General features: G+C 66.6%; 17 protein-coding genes. 7 read left to right on the forward strand and 10 right to left on the reverse strand.

Going from position 1 to position 20,351, the window contains the following annotated elements; all coding sequences use genetic code 11:
- Window positions 1-55: 55 nt before the first annotated feature.
- From Q2T94_RS13335 to Q2T94_RS13350, 4 genes are all read right to left on the reverse strand, one after another.
- Window positions 56-1,864 carry an ABC transporter ATP-binding protein gene (locus tag Q2T94_RS13335; protein WP_302264945.1) on the reverse strand — a complete coding sequence of 603 codons (1,809 nt, stop codon included), beginning with the start codon at window positions 1,862-1,864 and terminating at the stop codon, window positions 56-58.
- The gene (locus tag Q2T94_RS13340) at window positions 1,861-3,693 is read right to left on the reverse strand and encodes an ABC transporter ATP-binding protein (RefSeq protein WP_436836830.1); all 1,833 of its coding nucleotides are present in this window, start codon (window positions 3,691-3,693) and stop codon (window positions 1,861-1,863) included. The genes Q2T94_RS13335 and Q2T94_RS13340 overlap by 4 nt, the downstream gene beginning before the upstream one ends.
- 89 nt (window positions 3,694-3,782) lie before the next feature.
- Complete coding sequence (locus tag Q2T94_RS13345) at window positions 3,783-4,748, reverse strand: metallophosphoesterase (RefSeq protein ID WP_302264948.1); 966 nt, start codon at window positions 4,746-4,748, stop codon at window positions 3,783-3,785.
- Window positions 4,741-7,068 carry a transglycosylase domain-containing protein gene (locus tag Q2T94_RS13350; protein WP_302264950.1) on the reverse strand — a complete coding sequence of 776 codons (2,328 nt, stop codon included), beginning with the start codon at window positions 7,066-7,068 and terminating at the stop codon, window positions 4,741-4,743. Before Q2T94_RS13350 ends, Q2T94_RS13345 begins: the two co-directional genes overlap by 8 nt.
- A gap of 37 nt (window positions 7,069-7,105) precedes the next feature.
- Between Q2T94_RS13350 and sp36 the strand changes: the two genes are divergently transcribed.
- From sp36 to Q2T94_RS13360, 3 genes are read left to right on the forward strand one after another with little or no spacing between them, the layout of a single operon-like run.
- Entirely contained in the window at window positions 7,106-7,261 is a 156-nt protein-coding gene (sp36, locus tag Q2T94_RS20700; protein ID WP_181578252.1) for a Sp36 family protein, read from the forward strand.
- Between the two features lie 20 nt (window positions 7,262-7,281).
- The gene (locus tag Q2T94_RS13355; protein ID WP_264270403.1) at window positions 7,282-7,758 is read left to right on the forward strand and encodes a RidA family protein; all 477 of its coding nucleotides are present in this window, start codon (window positions 7,282-7,284) and stop codon (window positions 7,756-7,758) included.
- Window positions 7,759-7,780: 22 nt separating this feature from the next.
- Window positions 7,781-8,731 carry an NUDIX hydrolase gene (locus tag Q2T94_RS13360; protein WP_302264951.1) on the forward strand — a complete coding sequence of 317 codons (951 nt, stop codon included), beginning with the start codon at window positions 7,781-7,783 and terminating at the stop codon, window positions 8,729-8,731.
- Window positions 8,732-8,845: 114 nt separating this feature from the next.
- Here Q2T94_RS13360 and Q2T94_RS13365 read toward each other — a convergent pair whose 3' ends face one another.
- Entirely contained in the window at window positions 8,846-9,523 is a 678-nt protein-coding gene (locus Q2T94_RS13365) for a Crp/Fnr family transcriptional regulator (RefSeq protein WP_217390218.1), read from the reverse strand.
- 208 nt (window positions 9,524-9,731) lie between these two features.
- Between Q2T94_RS13365 and Q2T94_RS13370 the strand changes: the two genes are divergently transcribed.
- Entirely contained in the window at window positions 9,732-10,916 is a 1,185-nt protein-coding gene (locus Q2T94_RS13370; RefSeq protein WP_302264952.1) for a MarP family serine protease, read from the forward strand.
- 31 nt (window positions 10,917-10,947) lie between these two features.
- On the opposite strand, the gene Q2T94_RS13375 is transcribed toward Q2T94_RS13370, so the two are convergent.
- The 4 genes from Q2T94_RS13375 to acs all read right to left on the reverse strand — a co-directional run bounded on the left by Q2T94_RS13375 (window position 10,948) and on the right by acs (window position 14,895).
- Entirely contained in the window at window positions 10,948-11,943 is a 996-nt protein-coding gene (locus Q2T94_RS13375) for a DUF2332 domain-containing protein (RefSeq protein ID WP_302264953.1), read from the reverse strand.
- Complete coding sequence (locus tag Q2T94_RS13380; protein WP_302264955.1) at window positions 11,943-12,287, reverse strand: MmcQ/YjbR family DNA-binding protein; 345 nt, start codon at window positions 12,285-12,287, stop codon at window positions 11,943-11,945. Before Q2T94_RS13380 ends, Q2T94_RS13375 begins: the two co-directional genes overlap by 1 nt.
- 56 nt (window positions 12,288-12,343) lie before the next feature.
- Window positions 12,344-12,796 carry a type II 3-dehydroquinate dehydratase gene (gene aroQ, locus Q2T94_RS13385; RefSeq protein ID WP_302264956.1) on the reverse strand — a complete coding sequence of 151 codons (453 nt, stop codon included), beginning with the start codon at window positions 12,794-12,796 and terminating at the stop codon, window positions 12,344-12,346.
- Window positions 12,797-12,909: 113 nt separating this feature from the next.
- On the reverse strand, window positions 12,910-14,895 hold the full coding sequence (gene acs, locus Q2T94_RS13390) for an acetate--CoA ligase (protein ID WP_302264958.1): 1,986 nt from the start codon (window positions 14,893-14,895) through the stop codon (window positions 12,910-12,912).
- Window positions 14,896-15,311: 416 nt separating this feature from the next.
- On the opposite strand from acs, the gene Q2T94_RS13395 reads away from it, so the two are divergent.
- From Q2T94_RS13395 to Q2T94_RS13405, 3 genes are read left to right on the forward strand one after another with little or no spacing between them, the layout of a single operon-like run.
- On the forward strand, window positions 15,312-17,033 hold the full coding sequence (locus Q2T94_RS13395) for a hypothetical protein (protein WP_302264959.1): 1,722 nt from the start codon (window positions 15,312-15,314) through the stop codon (window positions 17,031-17,033).
- Between the two features lie 2 nt (window positions 17,034-17,035).
- Complete coding sequence (nth, locus tag Q2T94_RS13400) at window positions 17,036-17,821, forward strand: endonuclease III (protein ID WP_264270411.1); 786 nt, start codon at window positions 17,036-17,038, stop codon at window positions 17,819-17,821.
- Complete coding sequence (locus tag Q2T94_RS13405; protein WP_302264961.1) at window positions 17,818-18,534, forward strand: NUDIX hydrolase; 717 nt, start codon at window positions 17,818-17,820, stop codon at window positions 18,532-18,534. The genes nth and Q2T94_RS13405 overlap by 4 nt, the downstream gene beginning before the upstream one ends.
- Before the next feature lie 49 nt (window positions 18,535-18,583).
- On the opposite strand, the gene Q2T94_RS13410 is transcribed toward Q2T94_RS13405, so the two are convergent.
- On the reverse strand, window positions 18,584-20,299 hold the full coding sequence (locus tag Q2T94_RS13410; protein WP_302264962.1) for a bifunctional 3'-5' exonuclease/DNA polymerase: 1,716 nt from the start codon (window positions 20,297-20,299) through the stop codon (window positions 18,584-18,586).
- Window positions 20,300-20,351: the final 52 nt, after the last annotated feature.

Raw genomic sequence — 20,351 nt, forward strand, 5'->3', positions numbered from 1 at the left:
GGGGCCAGGGCCTTTGTCGTGTCCGGGATCCGCAGGGGGCGTGGCAGGGGCGGGATCAGACCAGCGAGTCGAGCCAGGCCTTGTGCAGGGCGGCAAAGCGGCCTTCGGCGCCGATGAGCTCGGCCGGGGTGCCGTCCTCGACGATTCGTCCGTCGTGGACCACCAACACCCGGTCGGCGATCTGCACCGTGGAGAGCCGGTGCGCGATGATCAGCGCGGTCCGGTTGCCCAGCAGGGTCTGCAGTCCGCGCTGCACGGCGCGTTCGGAGGGGATGTCCAGCGAGCTGGTCGCCTCGTCGAGGATCAGCACCGCCGGGTCCGCCAGGAACGCACGGGCGAAGGAGATGAGCTGGCGCTGGCCGGAGGAGACGCGACCGCCGCGCTTGTTCACGTCGGTGTCGTAGCCCTCGGGCAGGGCCGTGATGAATTCGTGGGCGCCCACGGCGCGGGCGGCCAGGATGATCTCCTCGATGCTGGCGCCGGGCTTGCCCAGGGAAATGTTCTCGGCCACGGTCCCGGAGAAGAGGAAGGCCTCCTGGGTCACCATGACCACGTGCCGGCGCAGGTCGTTGTTGGCGATCTGCTCGATCGGCACCCCATCAAGGGTCAGTGACCCGGAGCGCAGGTCGTAGAACCTGGCGATCAGCTTGGCCAAGGTGGACTTGCCGGCGCCTGTCTGCCCGACCACGGCAACGGTCTGCCCCGCCGGGATGGCCAGGTCGAACCTGTCCATGACGACGGGCCCGTCCCCGTACCCGAAGACCGCGTCCTTGAATGCCACGGCACCTGCGACCTGTTCCAGCGGCTGCGGCTTGGCGGGTTCCACCACGGTGGGTTCCTCCTCGAGCAGCCCGGAGACCTTTTCCAGCGCCGCGGTTGCCGATTGCAGCGACTGGTAGAACATCGCGATGTTTTCCACCGGCTGGAACACCCGCTTGGTGGCCAGCAGCAGTGCCACCAGCACGCCCACCCCCAGCTCGCCGTCAAGGATGCGGAACCCGCCCCAGGCAAGCACCGCCGCCACCGACAGGTTGCCGATGAGCACCAGCGAGGGCTGGAGCACGCCGAAGAGGTTGATGGAGCGGATCGAGTTGTCCCGGTATTGGCCGGCGACCTGCGCGTAGGTGGCGTCGTTGGCGCGTTCCTTGCGGAAGGCTTTCACGGCGCGAATGCCGGTCATGGTTTCCACGAAGCTGCCGATGACCCGGGCCGAGACCACCCGGGATTCGCGGTAGACCAGTTCCGAGCGTTTCTGGTACCAGCCAAAGAGCAGCCAGATGGGCAGGGCGGCGATGACGACCACGAGCCCCGAGCGCAAGTCGAGGACGAAGATGGACACCAGGGTGAAGGTCACGAAGACGGCGGCCGAGGCGAGTTCGGAAATGCCCTGGTCCAGCAGTTCGCGCAGCGTCTCCAGATCCGAGGTCTGCCTGGAGATGATGCGCCCGGAGGTGTATTTTTCGTGGAACTCCAGGCTCAGGCGCTGGGTGTGCCGAAAGACGCGCAGGCGCAGATCCAGCAGCATGGCCTGGGAGATCTTCGCGGTGCACAGGATGTACCAGCCCAGCAGCGTGCCGGCGGCGATGGCCGAGAGCACGTAGGCGCCGCCGGTGATGCCCAGGGGCGCCCAGTTGCCGGCGGCGACCTGTGGCAGGCCCCAGTCGATGGCCCAGGCGATGATCAGCGGGAAAGCGACGCGGGCGGCGTTGGAGATGACCACGAGCACCACGGTGAGCGCCAGCATGCGCTTTTGTGTCCTGGCCAGGGTGGCCAGCAGTCTCCAGGAGCGAGCGCGCACTCGCTTGCGTTCGTCCTTGGACAGGGTGATGGCGTCCTCGTTGGCGACACCGATGTTCTGGCTCATGCTAGCGGACCGCCTTGAAGGGGAATGATGTCGGATTCCTCGTCCACGAGGCTGGCAATGACGAAGCGGTAGTGCTCGTTGCGTGCCAGCAGTTCCGAGTGCGTGCCCACGTCGTCGATGAGCCCGTCCCTCAGCAGCGCAACCTTGTCGGCCAAGGCCACGGTGGATGGCCGGTGGGCCACGATCAGCGTGGTGGTCCCGGCCAGGGTGGTGCGCAGCCGCTGGGTCACCGCTTCCTCGGTGCGTACGTCCAGGGCCGAGAGCGGGTCATCGAGCACCAGCACGCGCGGCCTGGCCGCTATGGCCCGGGCCAGGGCGATGCGCTGGCGCTGGCCTCCGGAAAGGGACAGGCCTTCCTCGCCGATGACGGTGTCCAGGCCTTGGGGCAGCGTGCGGGCGAAGCCGGCCTGGGCGGTGTCGATGGCATCCTCCAGCAGCGCGTCCAGTTCCGGTCCGTCAAGCCCGGTGGCTCCCAGCAGCACGTTGTCCCGGATCGAGGAGGAAAACAGGATGGTGTCCTCGAAGGCGACCGCCACGTCGCGGCGCAGTTCGACCAGGTCCCGATCGCGCACGTCGACGCCGTCGATGAGGACCTGGCCACCGGTGGCTTCGTAGAGCCGGGGAACGAGCTGGAGCAGCGTGGACTTTCCGGTGCCGGTCATCCCGACCAGTGCCATGGTCTCCCCGGGGGCCACGTGCAGATTGACGCCGCGCAGCACCGGTGCGGCGGTGGCCGGGGTGTCGGGGAAGCGGAAGAGGACGTTGCGCAACTCAAGTTCCCCGCGCGGGTCCGTAGGGGAAACGGGCGAGTCGGGGGAGGTGATGGTGTTGTTGGTGTCCATGACCTCGAAGTGGCGGTCCAAGGCGGTCTTGGTCGTGAGGGTCATGCCCATGAGCATGCCCATGTGTTCAACCGGCCCGGCCAGCACCGTGGCGGTGGCGAAGAAGGCAACCAGCGCCCCGACGCTCAGTTCGCCCTGCGCGGTGAGCCACAGCCCCGCCACCAGGCCCAGGCCCAGCGTGGTTTCGGGGATGGCCACCACGTAGAGGATGAAGCTGGCCAGGGTCCTGGCCTTGGAAACCTCGGTGTCGCGAAGCTGCTCGGCCCGGGTGTTGAACCCGTCGTACATGTGGCGGCCTCGGCCAAAGGCCTTGATGACGCGGATGCCGTGGACCGATTCCTCCACGGCCGTGGCCAGGTCCCCGGCCTGGTCCTGGCTCAGCCGGCTGGCGGCCCGGTAGTTGTTGCGGAAGTGGAACGCCTTGATGGAGATGGGAATGGCCCCGGCCAGGTAGATGGTGCCCAACACCCAGCTGGAGCTGAACATCAGGGTCAGCCCGGCGATCACGGTGACGGTGGAAACCACCAGCATCATCGCGCCGAAGGCGAGCCACCGGCGCAGCAGGCTCAGGTCGCCCATGGACCTGGAGAGCAACTGGCCGGAGCCCCAGCGCTCGTGGAAGGCCACGGGAAGCTGCTGGAGGTGGCCGTACAGGCGCACCCTCATCTGGGTCTCCAGGCGGGCCGCGGGGGTGATCACGAATTGCCGGCGCAGGAACACCAGCAGTGCCTCGAGGGCGCCGAGGGCAGCCACCAGGCCCACGGCCAGCCAGACCTCTGAACCCCTGCCTTCCGGGTGCAGGACATTGTTCACCAGCCATGCCAGGACCTGGGGAATGGTCAGGGCGACGACGCCGGCCAACAGCGCGCACAGGAACCCGAAAAACAGCCGGGGGAGGATGGGCTTGACGAAGGGAATGAGCCGGGCAAAGGTCCTGCCCAGCGTGGGCGTGCCCGCCGCGGGGGCGTGTCCTTGTTGTACTGCCACCGGTGTCCGACCTCTATCCCCGCGCATGGTTGTGCTTCTGCGAATACCCTACAGTGTGGGGTTGGGATTCATCAATCGGATGAGTCGGGCTACCCCTGTGCCGTCAACGTGAGCAGGATGACCTCCGGCGGGCAGGCGATCCGCACCGAGGCGAAGCGCGAGGTCCCGATGCCGGCGGACACGTTCAGCGGCGTGCTCTTGCCGGCGAAGTCCCATTGGGTCAGCCCGCTGGCCCGCCAGGTCGGCAGATCACAATTCGTCACCAGGGCGCCGTAGCCCGGGATGCGGACCTGGCCCCCATGGGTGTGCCCGGCCAGGATCAGGTCGGTGCCGGCGGCAGTGAACCTGTCCAGGACGCGCTGGTACGGCGCATGGGCCAGCGCGATGCGAAGGTGCGGTGCCGAGCCGGAGGTGGCGGAACCGGCCGGCCACCCGGCAAAGCGGTCCAGGTCCAGGTGCGGATCGTCCACGCCCGTGAAATCCAGGCGGGTCCCGTTCATTGCCATGGAATGGTTCCGGTTGGTCAGGTTGACCCAGCCGGCGGTACCGAAGGCGCGGTGCATTTCCTGCCAGGGCAATTGGTACTTGGGGGAGTTCCGCGGCGTGTCCGAGCGCTTGGCGAGATAGCGGAACGGATTCTTTGGCCGTGGACCGAAGTAGCAATTTGACCCGGGTACGAAGGCCCCGGGGAAGGCCATCAGCGGGTCCAACGCCTCCAGCAAGGCCTCCAGGCCTTCAAGGTGTCCCAGGTTGTCGCCGGTGTTGATTACGAGGTCTGGTTTCAGATCCGCCAGGGACTGCAGCCAGCGGCGCTTGAGCTCCTGGCCCGGCACCATGTGGATGTCCGAAAGGTGGAGCATCCGGATCGGCAAGGAACCAGGGGGCAGCAGTGCCAGGGTCTCCTCGCGGATGCCGAAGCGCGTGGTCTGGCCCAATCCGTATCCGAAAAGGATGCCGGCGCCGGCGGTTGCCGCACCAGCCGCCAAAGCGGCCCCACGCACAGTGCGTGAGACCGCTTCGGCGAGCGATGATGAAGTCGCGAGGGAACTAGTCATCTTCGGTCTTCTTGGGAGGGTTGGGCGTGTTTCCGCTGTTTCCCTTGGGCTTGGGGGTTTCGGTCGCCTTCGGGGCTTCCGATTCCTTGGGCTCCTTGGTTTCCTTTGAAGCCGAGGTTTCGGAGCTTGCCGAATCCGCTGTGTCATCGTCGTCGGCTTCCACCTTCTTCGGGGCCGGAGGCTTGGGCGCGGACTTGGCCTTGCCGAAGGATTCGGTCGGGTAGAGATCGCCGACCTTCTTCATGTAGTTGGTCCACAGCGGGGAAGCCCAGGTTCCGGAGTCGACCCAGCGACGGGCGATGCCGTCGATCACCTTGTTCTTGGTCTCCAGGTTCTGTTGCTTGTCGTAACGGCCGACCCATGCGGCGGAGGCCATGCCGGTGGTGTAACCGACGAACCAGGTCGAGTTGGCCTTGTTGTTCGTACCAGTCTTGCCGGAGATCGGGTAGTCGATGGCGCCCTTGGTGACCTTTTGTTTGGCAATCTTTGTCATGGTGCCGTTCATATCGGCGACGACCTGGGGGCTGACTGCCTGCTCGCAAGTGACCGGCTTGACCTTGTATGCGGTGCCTTTGGCATCGGTGACCGAGGTCAGGGCACGGTTGTCGCAGAACTCGCCGTTATTGGCAAAGGTCGCAAACGCGGTGGCCTGGGCCAGCGGGGTGATGCGGGCAGAACCAATCACGAAGGCCGGGTTGGCCGGAGATATCGGCTGTCCCAGGGTTGATTTTTTACCCGTGGCCGGATCGATGTTGTTGTCGTAGTCGATCAGGCCCAGGCGTTCGGTGCCCTCGGCAATGTCGCAGAGGTCAAGTTTGGAGGCCTCGGCCACGGTGGCGGAGTTCACGGAGTTGAACAGGCCATAGTCCACCGTCATCGACGAGGGATAGCCGCCGACGGCGTTGGCTGGAGCCCAGCCGCCGCCAACGGTGGTGTATCCGCGCGGTAGGCATGAGGCCTTCCAACGGAATGAAGCCGGGTAGTTCTTCTTATTGGGTGCGCTGATCCGGTCCCACATGTTGCGACCCGATTCGAGCCAGGCCATCGTGGTGTAGGGCTTCATCGTTGAACCACCCTGGAAGCCGCCGGCCCCGCCCAGTGCTTTCTCGACGGCAAAGTTGATGGTGGTGTTCGGGCCGGTGTTTTTGTCCGTTGGGACGTAGTCCTTGTTCTGGCCCATGGCCAGGATGTTGCCGGTGCCCGGTTCGACCGTCACGATGGCCGCGCCGATGTTCGACTTGTCGTCGGCAGGGATCATGGCCCTGGACTGCTTCGCCGCTTCCTTCTGCAGGCGCGGGTCCAACGTCGTCTTGATGGTCAGGCCACCGCGGTACAGCAGGTTTTCGCGATCCTTGCGGGTCTTGCCGTAAGCCTCATCGGTGGTGATGAGCCTCGTGACGTAGTCACAGAAGTAGGCGGAATCCTCGGCGGCGATGCAACCGGACTTGACCTCTTTCGGCTTGACGCCCAGCTTGGACTTCACTGCCTTGTCGTATTCGTTCTTGTCGATGGCACCGGTGCGCAGCATGGCAGCCAGCACGGTGTTTCGACGCTTGAGGCTACGTTCCGGGTACTTCTCCGGGTTGTAGGCGTTGGGCAGCTGGACCATTCCGGCGAGCATCGCGGACTGCTGCAGGTTCAGGTCCTTGGCGTCCACCGAGTAGAAGCGCTGGGCTGCGGCCTGGATGCCGTAGTTGCGGCCGGAGAACAGCACGAGGTTCAGGTAGCCCTCGAGGATTTCGTCTTTGGTCATTTCCTTTTCGATGGAAATGGCCAGCTTGGCTTCGCGTGCCTTGTCGGCGATGTCCTTGGAGCCGGAGATCGTCATCTCGGAGCGGTCCACGCCGTTGACGACGTCGGCGTTCACCAGCAGGTTGTTGACGTACTGCTGGGTCAGGGTCGAGGCGCCCTGCTGCGACGAGGAAGTGAAGTTGTTCACCGCGGCGCGGGCGATGCCGCGGACATCGATGCCGTTGTGCTCGTAGAAGCGCTCGTCCTCGATGGAGATGATGGCACTCTGCATGACCTTGGAAATGTTCTTGAGCTTTACCGGCTGCCGGTTTTCCGAGTAGAACGTCGCAATCGTGGAACCGTCCTTGGCCAAGATCTTCGAGGGCTGCGCGATGGGCTCGCCCTTGAAACTGGCCGGGAGGGCATCAAAGATTTCGGTTCCGGCGTTCGCACTGCTGCCGGCAAGGGACGCAATGGGGACCATGAGCCCTGCCGCAAGGACGCCACTTAAGGCGCTCACCCCAAAGAAGGCAACGATCTTGCCGAGGGTGGTAGCCGTATCAAAAAACGGGGACTTTTTAGCTGCCATACCTACTAGTTTACAAGGACGCGCTAACGTATCGGTTATGACCAAATGGGAGTACGCCACTTTGCCACTTATTATTCACGCCACGAAGCAGATCCTGGATCAGTGGGGAGACGACGGTTGGGAGCTAGTTGCCGTCGTTCCCGGACCCAATGGAAATGCACCGGTCGCTTACCTTAAGCGTCCCAAGGCCTAACGACAGAAACGAGAAAACCCATGCAACAAGAGACTTCTTCAGCCATCGAGGCACGCCTGGCCGAACTCGGCCACAGCCTCCCCGCAGTCGTCGCACCTGTGGCCGCCTACGTACCGGCCACCATCACCGGCAACCTGGTTTACACCTCGGGTCAACTGCCGTTTATTAACGGGGAACTCACAGTCACGGGCAAGGTCGGCGCGGCTGTTTCCGCCGAAGCCGCAGCGGGTCAGGCCCAGGCCTGTGCACTGAATGCCCTGGCAGCCATCAAGGATGTCATCGGCGACCTGGACCGCATTGTCCGCGTGGTCAAGGTCGTGGGCTTCGTGGCCTCCGATCCGTCCTTCACCGGCCAGCCCGCAGTCATCAATGGGGCCTCCGAATTCCTCGGGGCCGCTCTTGGCGACAAGGGCGTGCACGCCCGCTCGGCCGTCGGTGTTGCGGCACTGCCGCTGGACGCACCTGTCGAGGTTGAACTGATTGTCGAGTTTGCGTAACCAATCCGATTCCGGCGGCCCCGTGAACGAGAATTCCCTGGCGACACCACGGAATCCGTCCACGGGGCTGCTGCGCCGTCTTTGCGACCTTCCGCCAGCGCAGTATGACGCTGCGGAAAACTGGGTTTCCTACGGAAACCGCACACCCCGGGCGACCCGCCCTGCATCATCGGTGGTGCTGATTCGCGACTCCCCAAAAGGTGTTGAAACTTACCTTGGATATCGTCCGGGCGGTTCGCCGCTCGGGAGTGTCGCCTTCCCCGGCGGAAGCCTTGAAGACGACGACGAACGCGAAATTCCCTGGTACGGACCCAGCCTGTCCGAGTGGTCCAAGCGGCTGGGCATCCTTGACCAGCGAGTGGTCAGGGCACATATCGTGTGCGCCATCCGGGAACTGTTCGAGGAAACGGGCGTGCTGCTGGCCGGGACCGACGAGTTGTCCGTGGTGGAAAACTGCGACAGTGAAGACTGGATGGCCGTGCGCGAGGCCGTTGCCGTCCAGGACAAGTCCCTGGAGGATGTGCTCAGGAAGCGCGGGCTGGGCCTGCGCACCGACCTTCTGCGACCGCTTTCGCACTGGATCTCCCCAAACTTTGCTTTGCGGCGCTTCGACACACGGTACTTTGCCGCGGCACTCCCGGTTCGCCAGGAACCGTCGCTCCTGCGCGGCAAGGGCATCTGGGCCGCCTGGAAGGTGGCTGCGGAGGTCATAGAACAACGCAACACCACGTCCCTGGGCGATGAGGTCGGCGCCCCGGACACCAAAGGCCTGTCTCTGAGCAAGATCACGACCCCCGCAGTCGAGGTCATTCTGGAAAAGATCGCTTCCACCCGCGGGACCGTCGCCTATCTTTCTGTTCGCCGGGAACTGAAAAGCTACCATCCCGAACTTGTCCAGGTGGGCGGGGAATTCTACTTGGACGTCACCACCGCGACCGCTGCGGAGGGCGGCGGGCTGGGACGCGGTCGCTGACGTCGAACCGCCGTGGGCCGGCCAACGCCGCCCCGGCCGTGATTCGGCTTAAACAGGTGTGGCGGGGTTCCCCCAAGGAGGAACCCCGCCACACCTGTTCCTGCATGGTGCGCTTTAGCGTGAACGCTGGCGCAGACGCTGGATGTCGAGGATCACGACGGCGCGTGCCTCAAGACGCAGCCAACCGCGCTGCACGAACTCGGCCAGGGCCTTGTTCACGGTTTCGCGCGAGGCGCCCACCAGCTGCGCCAGTTCTTCCTGCGTCAGCTCGTGTGCAACCAGGATGCCGTCGGTGGCCGGACGACCGAAGCGGTCGGCCAAGTCCAGCAGTGCCTTGGCGACACGGCCCGGAACATCCGAGAAGACCAAGTCGGCCAGGGACTCGTTCGTGCGGCGCAGGCGCGAAGCCAGGGCCTGCAGCAACTGGACCGAAACCTCCGGGCTGGTCAGGATGACCTTGCGCAGGTTTTCGTGGCGAAGGCCGGCCAGACGCGTCTCGGAGACGGCGGTAGCGGTGGCGTTGCGCGGGCTTGGGTCGAACAAGGCCATTTCGCCGAACAATTCGCCCGGGCCGAGAACGGCAATGAGGTTTTCACGACCGTCCGTGGAAGTGCGCCCCAGCTTGATCTTGCCCGAAACGATGAAGTAGAGCTGGTCGCCCTGGTCGCCCTCGCGGAAGACCGAGGCGCCACGGGACAGATCCACTTCAGATAGTTCTTCAGTCAGTGCAGAGAACACCTCGTCGCTCAATGAAGCGAAGAGTGGTGCTCGGCGCAGTACCTCGATGTCCATAAAATCTCCTGTCAACTGTCGTTAGCGCTCACCTAATTGTGCCGTACGGTTGGCCCATGTGACAGCTTCCACACGCCAAATCAGGCTAAATGTGGTTAGAATCGCGGGCTTCACACAGGCGGCCGGTCTAGACTCGTGGCAACGAATAGTGTTTTGGGCCCCATTTTGGGTCGTGCAACACGGTATGAGGGGCAGGAGTCCACACTGAATGTTGGGATTGACATGGCTGGACCTGCTGCTCATCATCTCCTTGATCAGCTTTTTGGCCTCTGGCCTGCGTAAAGGCTTCTTTGTCACGCTTGGGGCGATCGTTGGTTTCCTCGCCGGTGGAATAGCCGCGTTCTACGGAATCCCGCTCGTATCGACGTGGGTGACGAACCCGGGATGGCGAATCTTCTGGATTGTTGCCGCCGGGTTGATTTTCATCTTGATTGGCCAGGGAATCGGGATGGCCATCGGCTCCCGAATCCGCTTATGGCTGAACTTCCCGGTGCTGAAGACCTTTGACAGGTTGCTTGGCGGCGTTGCCAACACCGTCATGGCCGCCCTGGTGATCTCCGCAATCGCACTTTCGGCAGCGACGATGGGCGTGCCCTGGGTTTCCCAGCAAGTGGCAGACTCACGGGTTCTGACCACGATCCAGGCCTGGACGCCGAAGCCGATCACCAATTTTGTCACCGAGGCCCGCGCCCAGGTCATGGGCCAGACGCTTCCGGAACTTTTTGAGCCTTTTGCCCCAAAGGTCGCCATCGACGTTCCCGAGCCGGAGGACCTTGGCAGTGGCGTCGAGGCGGCCGAGGGATCGGTCGTCAAGATCATTGGCACTGCCTACGCCTGCGGCGTGAACCAGTCCGGATCCGGCTTTGTCTATGCATCGGACCGGGTGATGACCAACGCGCACGTGGTTGCCGGGATCACCGAGCCGTCCGTGACCACTCAGGATGGGCAAGTGCTCTCGGGAAGCGTCGTGTACTTCGACTCCGTTGCCGACATTGCCGTCGTGGAGGTGCCGGGACTTGGCTTGAAGCCTCTGGAGCGCGGTGAGGACCTGGAGCGCGGTGACACCGCGGCATTCCTGGGCTACCCCGGGGGCGGGTCGTTCCGCGCCATGGGAGCGGTGGTCGAGTCCCTGAGCACCGTCTCGATCCAGAACATCTACGGCGCCGAACCGACGCCGCTGCGCATCTACCAGCTGGCCGCCAAGGTCGAGCAGGGCAACTCCGGCGGACCGGTGCTCGATTCCCAGGGCCGCGTGGTGGGCATGGTCTTCGCCAAGGCCAAGGGCGCCGCAGACGTCGGCTACGCACTGGCCCTTGAAGAGCTCGATGCGGCATTGGAGAAGTCCGAAGGATCCAGGGAAGCGGTTCCCACGGGCGCTTGCTCGCCGCACTAAGCGCACGGGCCCGCTGCTGCCGCCACCTGGCTTAGAGCCAATCGAGCTGTGCCCCATGCTGCCCGGTGCGGGCCAGGGGAACTTTGTCCAGTGCCAGCGTGAAGTGGTTGCCCTCGGAATTCTCCCGGGTCTGGTTCGATTCATCCATGAAGAACGCCTCGTTGGAAATCCAGCGGCAGCCCAGAGTGGCGATGGTTTCTGCAAAGCGGGTCCGCCGCGGCTCGTCCAGGTAGGCCAGCACCGCCGAGTGCATGACCACCGGCACTGCATGTTTCGGCGCCGTCTCGACCAGCTCGACAATGCGTTCGTTCAGGTCCCCGGCCAGGATCAGCGGCGGTCCCGCGACCCCTTGCAGTTCACCCGACTTCAGCGTGGCCAAGGTGGCCAGGGCGGCATCCAGCTGCTCGAGGCGTGCCTCCTGCCCGGGCCAGACCAGGGCCCGGAGCCACGCCACGGTGTCAGGATCGGTGCCGTCCAACGGGTTCAGGTCGACCCCTGCCCGCCAGGCGATGTCGGGCAGGGCCGGGGGGATCGGCGGATTGCCGGTGGTGGTGCAGCGAAGCAACGGGGAACCGGTGCCCAGCCGCGGCGCTCCGTCGTAGGAGTAGGAATAGAGATCCGGCAGCAGGCACAGGCCCGCGGACGGGCCCACCTCAATCAACGCCAGGGGGCGTTTTTCCTGCTCCTCCACCATCGCCAGGGCTGGCAGCAGCGTGGCGCAGCGCCCGGCCTCGTTGGTCTGGGTGGCGCGGCCCATGATGATCCGGCGGACCTCCGGCCAATGACGGCCGAGGTAGCTCTCCAGGACTGGAAATGGTTCGTCGGGGCACCCGTGGAAGCGCGCAGCGGCAAAGACGAGGTTGGGCTGGCGTTTGGGCGCGGGCAGGTCCGCGATGAGTTCCAGCAGTGCCTTGCTGCCGGCGACCCCTCCGGCCCACTGGCTGTACAGCTCGCTGTGCCCGGTGAACCAGTGCCGGGCGTAGTCGAGGTACAGCTCCGCGGCGGCCTGCGTGGGTTCGTTGCCCATCAGCCCGCCTCCGAGGTGTCGTGTCGCGGCAGGTCTGCTGAAACGGTGCCGCCTGCCAGCCGGTGCGATTCGAGCAGCAGCTCTTCGAGCTCGGTGAGGTTGATGCGTTCGAGCCTGACCAGCAGCAGCATTGGCGAGCGCCCATGGTGCGGTGTCCAGAAGTAGGTGCCGGGGTCCATTGCCGCCAGGGCCTCGCGCTCAGTGGTTTTCACCGTGAGCACATCGTCTTCCCACATGCGGGCCATCAGGGTCTTGGCGAACCACGCCGGACGTTGCCAGCTGGGTCTTTCGACGACCCCTGGAAGGGCCAGGCACAGCCTGCGGACGTCGTCTTCGGTGCTCATGGCCCCACGATACCGATCCGGCCCGCCGCGGCACAGGGGCCACGGGCGCCGTGGGGCTACTTTCCGGCGAGGTGGATGAGCTGCTGGACGCCCAGGACATACCCGTTGACGCCCGCGCCCACAATGATGGAGGCCGCCACCGGGGAAATGTAGGAATGGTGTCGGAAGGCCTCGCGGCGGTGCACATTGGAGATGTGGACCTCGATCACCGGCAGCTGGACGCCGGAGATCGCGTCGGCCAGGGCCACGGAGGTGTGGGTGAACGCGCCGGGGTTGAACACGATGCCCGCCACGGCGCCCCGGGCCGCATGGATCGCGTCGATGAGCACGCCCTCGTGGTTTGACTGCAGGAACTCCACCTCGTAGCCCGACGTCCCGGCGGCGGCACGGCAGAGCTCCTCGACATCGTTCAGGGTCTCGTGGCCGTAGATCTCCGGCTCCCGGGTGCCCAGGAGGTTGAGGTTCGGGCCGTTGAGGACCAGGATGCGCGGGGTGTTGTTTTCACTCATGGATCCACTGTAGGCAGTCAGCGTGGTTCGGGCCGTGGCGGCAAGCCGTTCTTGCGTTAAATGACGGGAGGGGGAGGAGCCGAAGCCCTTCCCCCCGCCCGCCGGTGCAGGTGCTACTTGCGCATCGATTCGGCGATCTGCGTCATCACGGTGTTGTCGGCCAGCGTGGTCGCGTCCCCGACCTCGCGCCCCTCGGCGACGTCCTTGAGCAGGCGGCGCATGATCTTGCCCGAGCGGGTCTTGGGCAGCTCCGGGACCACCAGGATGTGGCGCGGCTTGGCGATCGGGCCGATGTCCTTGCCGACGTGGTTGCGCAGCGTGGCCACCACGTCCTCGCCTGCTTCCGGTTCGATCTGCAGGATCACGAACGCGACCACTGCCTCGCCGGTGGTCTCGTCCTTGGCCCCGACGACCGCTGCCTCGGCCACGTAGGGGTGGGCGACCAGCGAGGATTCGATCTCGGTGGTGGACAGGCGGTGCCCGGAGACGTTCATGACGTCGTCCACCCGGCCCAGCAGCCAGATGTCGCCGTCCTCGTCTTTCTTGGCGCCGTCGCCGGCGAAGTACATGCCCTCGAACCGCGACCAGTAGGTGTCCTTGTAGCGGTCCATGTCGCCCCAGATGCCGCGCAGCATGCCCGGCCACGGGTCGCGGATGACCAGGAAGCCGCCCTCGCCGTTGCCCACGGAAACGCCCATCTCATCGACCACGTCCACGGTGATTCCGGGGACCGGGGTCTGCGCGGAGCCGGGCTTGGTGGCGGTGACGCCCGGGAGCGGGGCGATCATGTGCGCGCCGGTTTCGGTCTGCCACCAGGTGTCGACGATCGGGGTCGGGTGATCCTTGCGTTCCCCGTTTTTCCCGTTGTTGGTGCCGATGACGTCGCGGTACCACATCCACGCCTCGGGGTTGATGGGTTCGCCCACCGATCCGAGCACGCGCAGGGACGAGAGATCGTAGGAATCCGGGATCTGCCGCCCCCACTTCATGAAGGTGCGGATGGCGGTGGGGGCCGTGTAGAGGATGGTGACCCCGTACTTTTCGATGATCTCCCACCAGCGGCCCTGGTGCGGGGAATCCGGGGTGCCCTCGTACATGACCTGGGTGGCGCCGTTGATCAGCGGGGCGTAGGTGACGTAGGAGTGGCCGGTGACCCAGCCGATGTCGGCGGTGCACCAGAACACGTCCGACTCGGGGTGCAGGTCGAAGGTGTCGCGGTGGGTGGCGGCGGCCTGGGTGAGGTAGCCGCCGGTGGTGTGGATGATGCCCTTGGGCTTGCCGGTGGTGCCGGAGGTGTAGAGCACGAAGAGCGGGTGCTCGGCCTCATGTCCGACCGCGGTGTGCTCGACGTCGGCGGTGTCGATCGTCTCGGACCACCACTTGTCCAGGCCGTCGTTCCAGGCGACGTCCTGTCCGTTGCGCTTGACCACCAGCACGTTCTCAACGGTGTGGCCTTCCTTGGCCAGGGCCTCGTCGACGGCGGGCTTGAGCGCCGAGGGCTTGCCGCGGCGCCAGGTGCCGTCGGCGGTGACCACGAGCTTGGCCTGCGCATCGTCGATGCGGCTGCGCAGCGCGTCGGCGGAGAACCCACCGAAGACCACCGAGTGGATGGCGCCGATGCGGGCGCAGGCCAGCATGGTGATCACTGCCTCCGGGATCATCGGCAGGTAGACGGCGACGCGGTCGCCCTTGGCCACGCCGAGGGACTCGAAAGCGTTGGCGGCCTGCTTCACTGCCGTCGTCAGCTGTGCGTAGGTGTAAGTGCGGGTGTCGCCCGGCTCACCCTCGAAGTGGATGGCGACGCGGTCGCCGAGCCCGTTTTCGACGTGGCGGTCCAGCGCGTTGTATGCGGCGTTGACCTTGCCGTCGGCGAACCACTTGGCCACCGGGGCGCCCGACCAGTCGAGGACTTCGGTGAAGTCGGTGTCCCAGGTCAGTGTCTTGCGTGCCTGGTCGGCCCAGTAGCCCAGGCGGTCCGCCGTGGCGGCCTCGTATTGCGCGGACGATCCAATGGCATTGGCAGCGAACTCCGCGCTCGGGGCGAAGGAGCGGGTTTCATGCGAGAGGTTGTCAAGCGTGGGGGTGTGGGTATCCGACACGGGTTTTGGTCCTTCCGATAACAAACAAATGGGTCTTGTGATTCAGGTTACAGCCGCGCGGCCTATCGGGGTGTGGCCCGTCACAAGTATGACAGTGGAGGGTGGCGATTGTGCGCCGAGCGGCATCCCGATGGCGTTCAGCGGTCCCGGGCGGGCCGTCTTGGAGCGCCGCTTGACCGCAGTCCGGTGCGGCGGGCATCAACCTGCCGCACCGCGCCGGCAGATGCGAGCCGAAAGGCGACCCGGTGTGCCGAAACACGCCGGTTGTGCCGCTGCGCGGATAGTGTTGTCAGTAGCCCTTTGCCTTTCCGGCCAACCCGGACAACGGCCGCCCGGATCACGGGTGTGCCGCGGGATCACATGCCGGTGCCGGCGCAGGGACAGAACGCAACACATAGCAGAAGCGGGGTCTTCATATGGATAAGGTGCACGCCAAGGCACAGGGTTCGCAACCCGGGCACACGCTCAAGCCGGTCCTCGGGCCGCTGTCGATGCGCGACGCCCTCGTCATTCTCGGCGGGGTGTTGGTGCTCGTGGGGTCGTTGATCCCGATCCCGTGGAACAGGTCCGTCTCGGTGAACATGTGGATCTTCCCGGGACTGCCCTTCCACCTCTTTGTCTCGCTGCTGCTGCCGCTGGGGATCGCCGCCGGGTTCCTGTGGCGCCGGCTCACCGGCCGCACCCGCGTGCGCGTTGCCTCGCTGAGCCTCGACCAGGCAGGTTCGGTGGTGGCCCTGTTCGCTGCCGCCTACTTCTTCAACTCCTACGTGGCCTCCATGTCCCCGGCCTACCTGATCGGGCTTCTCGGTGCGTTGGCCATGATCGCCGGCACCACTCTTGCCACCTACCTGGGAATCTTCCGCCGCGACTTCGTGTCCGGCGGCGACTCGGTGCTCGGTGCCGATGTGCACCCGGTGGCGCTGGCCCCCAAGGAGTCTGCGGTGAAGAAGGCCGAGTCCACCGACGGGCAGGCCGCCGAGGCCGAATCCGAAAGCTTCGGCGAAAGCAGTGCCGGCGGCGCCGGGACAGCTTCCGCCCGACGACCCGGCACGCCCGGGCCCAACAGGTCCGAAGGCCACCGGGGGTCAGCCTCGGCTTCCGCACCCGTCGCCGGCGCCGTGGCCGGCGCGGGGGCCGCCGCGGCGGCCGCCGGCGTTGCGGTGCCCGCCCCGGCCCCCGTGAAGGATTTCCCCGCCCCGGAGCAGGAATCGACACCTGCCGCCACGCAGCGCCGGGGTTCCGAGGCCGCTGCCTCAGGCACAGCTGACAAAGATGCCGACTCGGCTGAGCCGGCATCGGTGAAGCCGGAGGCACCCCACGCACAGAAGGCGGAAGCCCGCGACGGGCAGCAAGCCCACGGTGCGTCGGACGATGTCAACCAGGACCAGACGAATGCCGCGCACCCGCTCACGGAATGGAAGTCGGTCGCCGAAGCCAAGGCCGGCCACCAGTCCGAGTCCGCTTCCGCTGCGGAGACCGGTGCCGGGACGCGCACCGATGCGCAGGCAGCCTACGCCGACAGCCTGCCCTCGACCCAAGGCGCGGAACCCCGGGACGCCGCGACGGACTCCGCCGCCGAAAACCCCTCGAAGCCCGAGGTGGCTGGAGCCGCCAGCGGAACCGCGGCGGTACAGGGTGCCGGACGCAGCGGCAGCACCGATGCCGATGCCACGTCAGGTCGGGATCCCAAGCCCGCTGCCGCAGACAAGGCCCCCGAACCCGAGGCACCCGCTGCCACGGGTGCGGACGCGGGGTCGAATCAATCCGCACACCCGTCGACCATGGCCACGCCCCTGACCGGCGCCGACATCAAGGCCACCGCAGCTCTCTCGCGGGCCGACATCGCCGCCCACCAAGCTGCCGTGGAACGCGCCAAGGCCGAGTCCGAGTCCTCCTTCGGGGCCAAGGCCGAGGTCCACGACGACGGCCACGACGGGGAAGCCGCCAGCTTCTGGTTTGCACTGAATCACCCGCGCCCGGTCTTCCATCCGGCCAACGGCACGATGCTTTCCACCGCGCACCCCGGGGTCTGGATCCTGTGCCTGGAGGATCGCGGCACCGAGTACCTCATCAGCCTCGCCGACGGCAGGCAGGCAGTGCTGCGCAACCTGGACGACCTGCAATTCCCGGACAAATAGCCATGCAGGGCGACGAAACCCCGCTGGGGCGCAAACGCCGGGCGCGCAAGATCAACCGCGTCCTGGCGCAGGCCTACCCGTATGCGGTCCCGGAACTGGACTTCACCAACGCCTTCGAACTGCTGGTGGCCACGGTGCTGTCCGCCCAGACCACCGATGTGCGGGTCAACGCGGTCACCCCGGCGCTCTTTGCCGTCTACCCCGACGCCCTGGCGATGAGCCAGGCGGAGCCCGAGGTCCTGCAGGAACTGATCCGTCCCACCGGGTTCTTCCGGGCCAAGTCCAACTCGCTGCTGGCCCTGTCCACGCGCATCGTCGACGAGTACGACGGAGTGGTTCCCGGGCGGCTCGAGGACCTGGTGACCCTGGCCGGGGTGGGGCGCAAGACCGCGAACGTGGTGCTGGGCAACGCCTTCGGGGTCCCGGGCATCACCGTCGACACCCATTTCATGCGCCTGGCCCGCCGCTTCGGCTGGACCAGGGAGAGCGACCCGGTGAAGATCGAGCACGCGGTCGGCGAGCTCTTCGACCCGAAGGACTGGACCATGCTCAGCCACCGCGTGGTGTTCCACGGCCGCCGGGTGTGCCACGCCCGCAAACCCGCCTGCGGCGCCTGCCCGCTGACCACGCTCTGCCCCTCCTACGGGGAAGGCGAGACCGATGAGGCGAAGGCCGCCAAGTTGCTCAAGTACGAACTGGCTCCGGGGCGCGAGGAACTGTTGGAGCGGATGCGTGCAGGGGCCACGCGCCGCGAGCTGCGCGCCGAAGGGTACGGTTTGGAGGCATGAGCGTACGCGAGGAATTGCTGGCCATGGTCCAGGCGAAGGCGCACCTTGCCGGCCGCGGCCCGGAACAGGCGACCAAGATGCCCAAAAGCTGGGTGTTCAACCCGCTGGATCCGGCCAGCGCACGGCACGCGGCGGTGCTGATCCTCTTCGGCCGGCTTGACGACGTGCCGGCTGCCAGCGGGGTGAAGTCGGTCCCCGACGACCTTGACGTGCTCTTCGTGACGCGCGCCGACACGCTGCGCAAGCACGCCGGCCAGGTCGCCTTTCCCGGTGGGAAGGTGGACCCGGAGGACGAGGACGCGATCGCCGCGGCCCTGCGCGAGGCCCGCGAGGAGACCGGACTGGATCCGGCGGGCGTGGAGATCCTCGGGGTGCTGCCGGATGCGGAGCTGCCCATCACCAACTTCGTCGTCACCCCGGTCATCGGCTGGTGGCAGCAGACCTCGGAGGTGTTCGTGGTGGACGTGGCGGAATCATCCGCCGTCTTCCGCGCCCCGGTCGCCGACCTGCTGGACCCCGCCAACCGGGTCTCGGCCGTCGTGGAGCGCGACGGGCAGCGCTTTTGCGCCCCCGCCTTCGACGTGGCCGGCGGCTTCATCTGGGGCTTCACCGGCATCCTGCTGGACAGGATCTTCAACGACCTGGGCTGGACGCTGCCCTGGGATGCGGAGCGCGAGGTGTCGGTGGCCGTCGGCGACCGGCGCGCACCCTAGCCCGACCCTAGCCCGACCCTGACTGACCCTCCCCGCAGCCCGATGCCCGCTACTTGGCCTGGTCGTAGGAATCCACGACCACGGCGGTGACGGGGAAATCCACCGGGATCTGCCCGAAGAGCAGTTCCGAGGCCGCCCTGGCCGAGGCATGCACCAGCTCCACCACGGTGTCCGCCTGCTCGGCCGGGACATGGAGCATGATCTCGTCGTGCAGGAAGAACACCAGCTCGCCTGTCTCGATGCCCGCCGTCCTTCCGGCGTTCAGGCGTCTGCGCAGCTCGCCCATCCAGCACAGCGCCCACTCGGCGGCGGTGCCCTGGACGATGAAGTTGCGCGTGAAGCGCCCGCGGGAACGCCCTTCCGTCTCCACTGCGCGCTGCTCGGACTCCGATGAGGCCCGCGACTTGGCCTGGCGCCAGGCAGCCGGCACCTCGGGCGTGCCCCGGCCCAGGTAGGTGGCCACCGGCGCCCCCGCCTCTCCCTGGGCGGCCGCCCACTCCACCAGGCCCACGGCGCGCGGGTAGGTGGCCTTGAGCTTGGGCATCAGTCGTCCCGATTCCCCCGTGGTCGCCCCGTACATCGCCCCGAGCATGGCGATCTTCGCATGCGCGCGGTCACCGCCGAACCCGGCATCGGCGATGCCCTGGTACAGGTCCTGTCCCCGGGCGGCGGTGGCCAGCGCGTCGTCCCGGGAAAGCGCTGCCAGGATGCGCGGCTCCAGCTGCGCGGCATCGGCGACCACCAGCACCTTGCCCGCATCGGCGCGCACGGCCGAACGGACCTGGTGCGGGATCTGCAGCGCCCCGCCGCCGTGGGAGGCCCAGCGCCCGGTGACCACCCCGCCGACGATGTATTCGGGGCGGAAGCGCCCCTCATGCACCCAGCGGTCCACCCACGCGTAGCCGTTGGCGGTGGCCAGCCGCGCGATCTTCTTATAGGCCAGCAGCGGCTCGATCACCGGGTGCTTGATCTCCGTCAGCTCCCAGGCACGGGTGTTGGACACCGCGATGCCGGCCCGGTTCATGGCCTTGAGCAGTTCGGCGGGCGAATCCGGGTTCAGCCCCGGGGCATCGAGCAGGGCGCGCAGCTGCGCGGCCAGTTCCTCCATGCGTGGCGGGCGCACCCCGGCCGGAACACGCTCGCCCAGCGCCTCGGCCAGCAGCCGGTGGTGCTCCGCCACGTCCCAGGGCACCCCCGCATGGGTCATTTCTGCGCCGATGAGGGCCCCTGCCGACTCGGCCGCCAGCAGCAATCCCAGCCGGGCCCCGCGTTCCGTCTCGGGAACCGCGGCGCGCTGGGCCCGGAACTCCTCCAGCACGTTCTCCAGCGCCCCTGCCTGGTCCTTGGGTTCGGAAAACAGCTCTCCCTGGTTCTCCGAGACCCTCGCCGGGGGCAGCAGGTGCGCGGGGGCCGCGGTGGAGGGATCGGCCACGGCACGGACGGAATCGATGTAGCCGCCCGACTCCGCGTAGGGCGCGTTGCGCAGGATGGCGCGGACCAGGCCCAGGTCGTGGACCCGCTCGATCCGCACCCCGGCGGACAACAATCCCGGGTACCAGTCGTGCACCGAGTCGAAGACCCAGCGCGGCCTGCGCGAGGCCTCCAGCTCCGCCACCACGGCGGGCAGGGAATTGCCGTACACCTGCACCGGGGGCATCAGGGCGGTGCCCGCCGCATCGACGAGCTGCACCACGGCGGTGGCCGAACCGGCTTCGGACTCGGGCTGGGAGATGGAGTGGGTGGCCACTACCGCAAATTGCTGCACGCTCCATTCTCGCAGTTTCCCCACCTGCCCCGGTCCCCACGACTTCCCCCTG

Source organism: Paeniglutamicibacter sulfureus (genome assembly GCF_030512175.1).
Classification (GTDB): Bacteria; Actinomycetota; Actinomycetes; order Actinomycetales; family Micrococcaceae; genus Paeniglutamicibacter; species Paeniglutamicibacter sulfureus.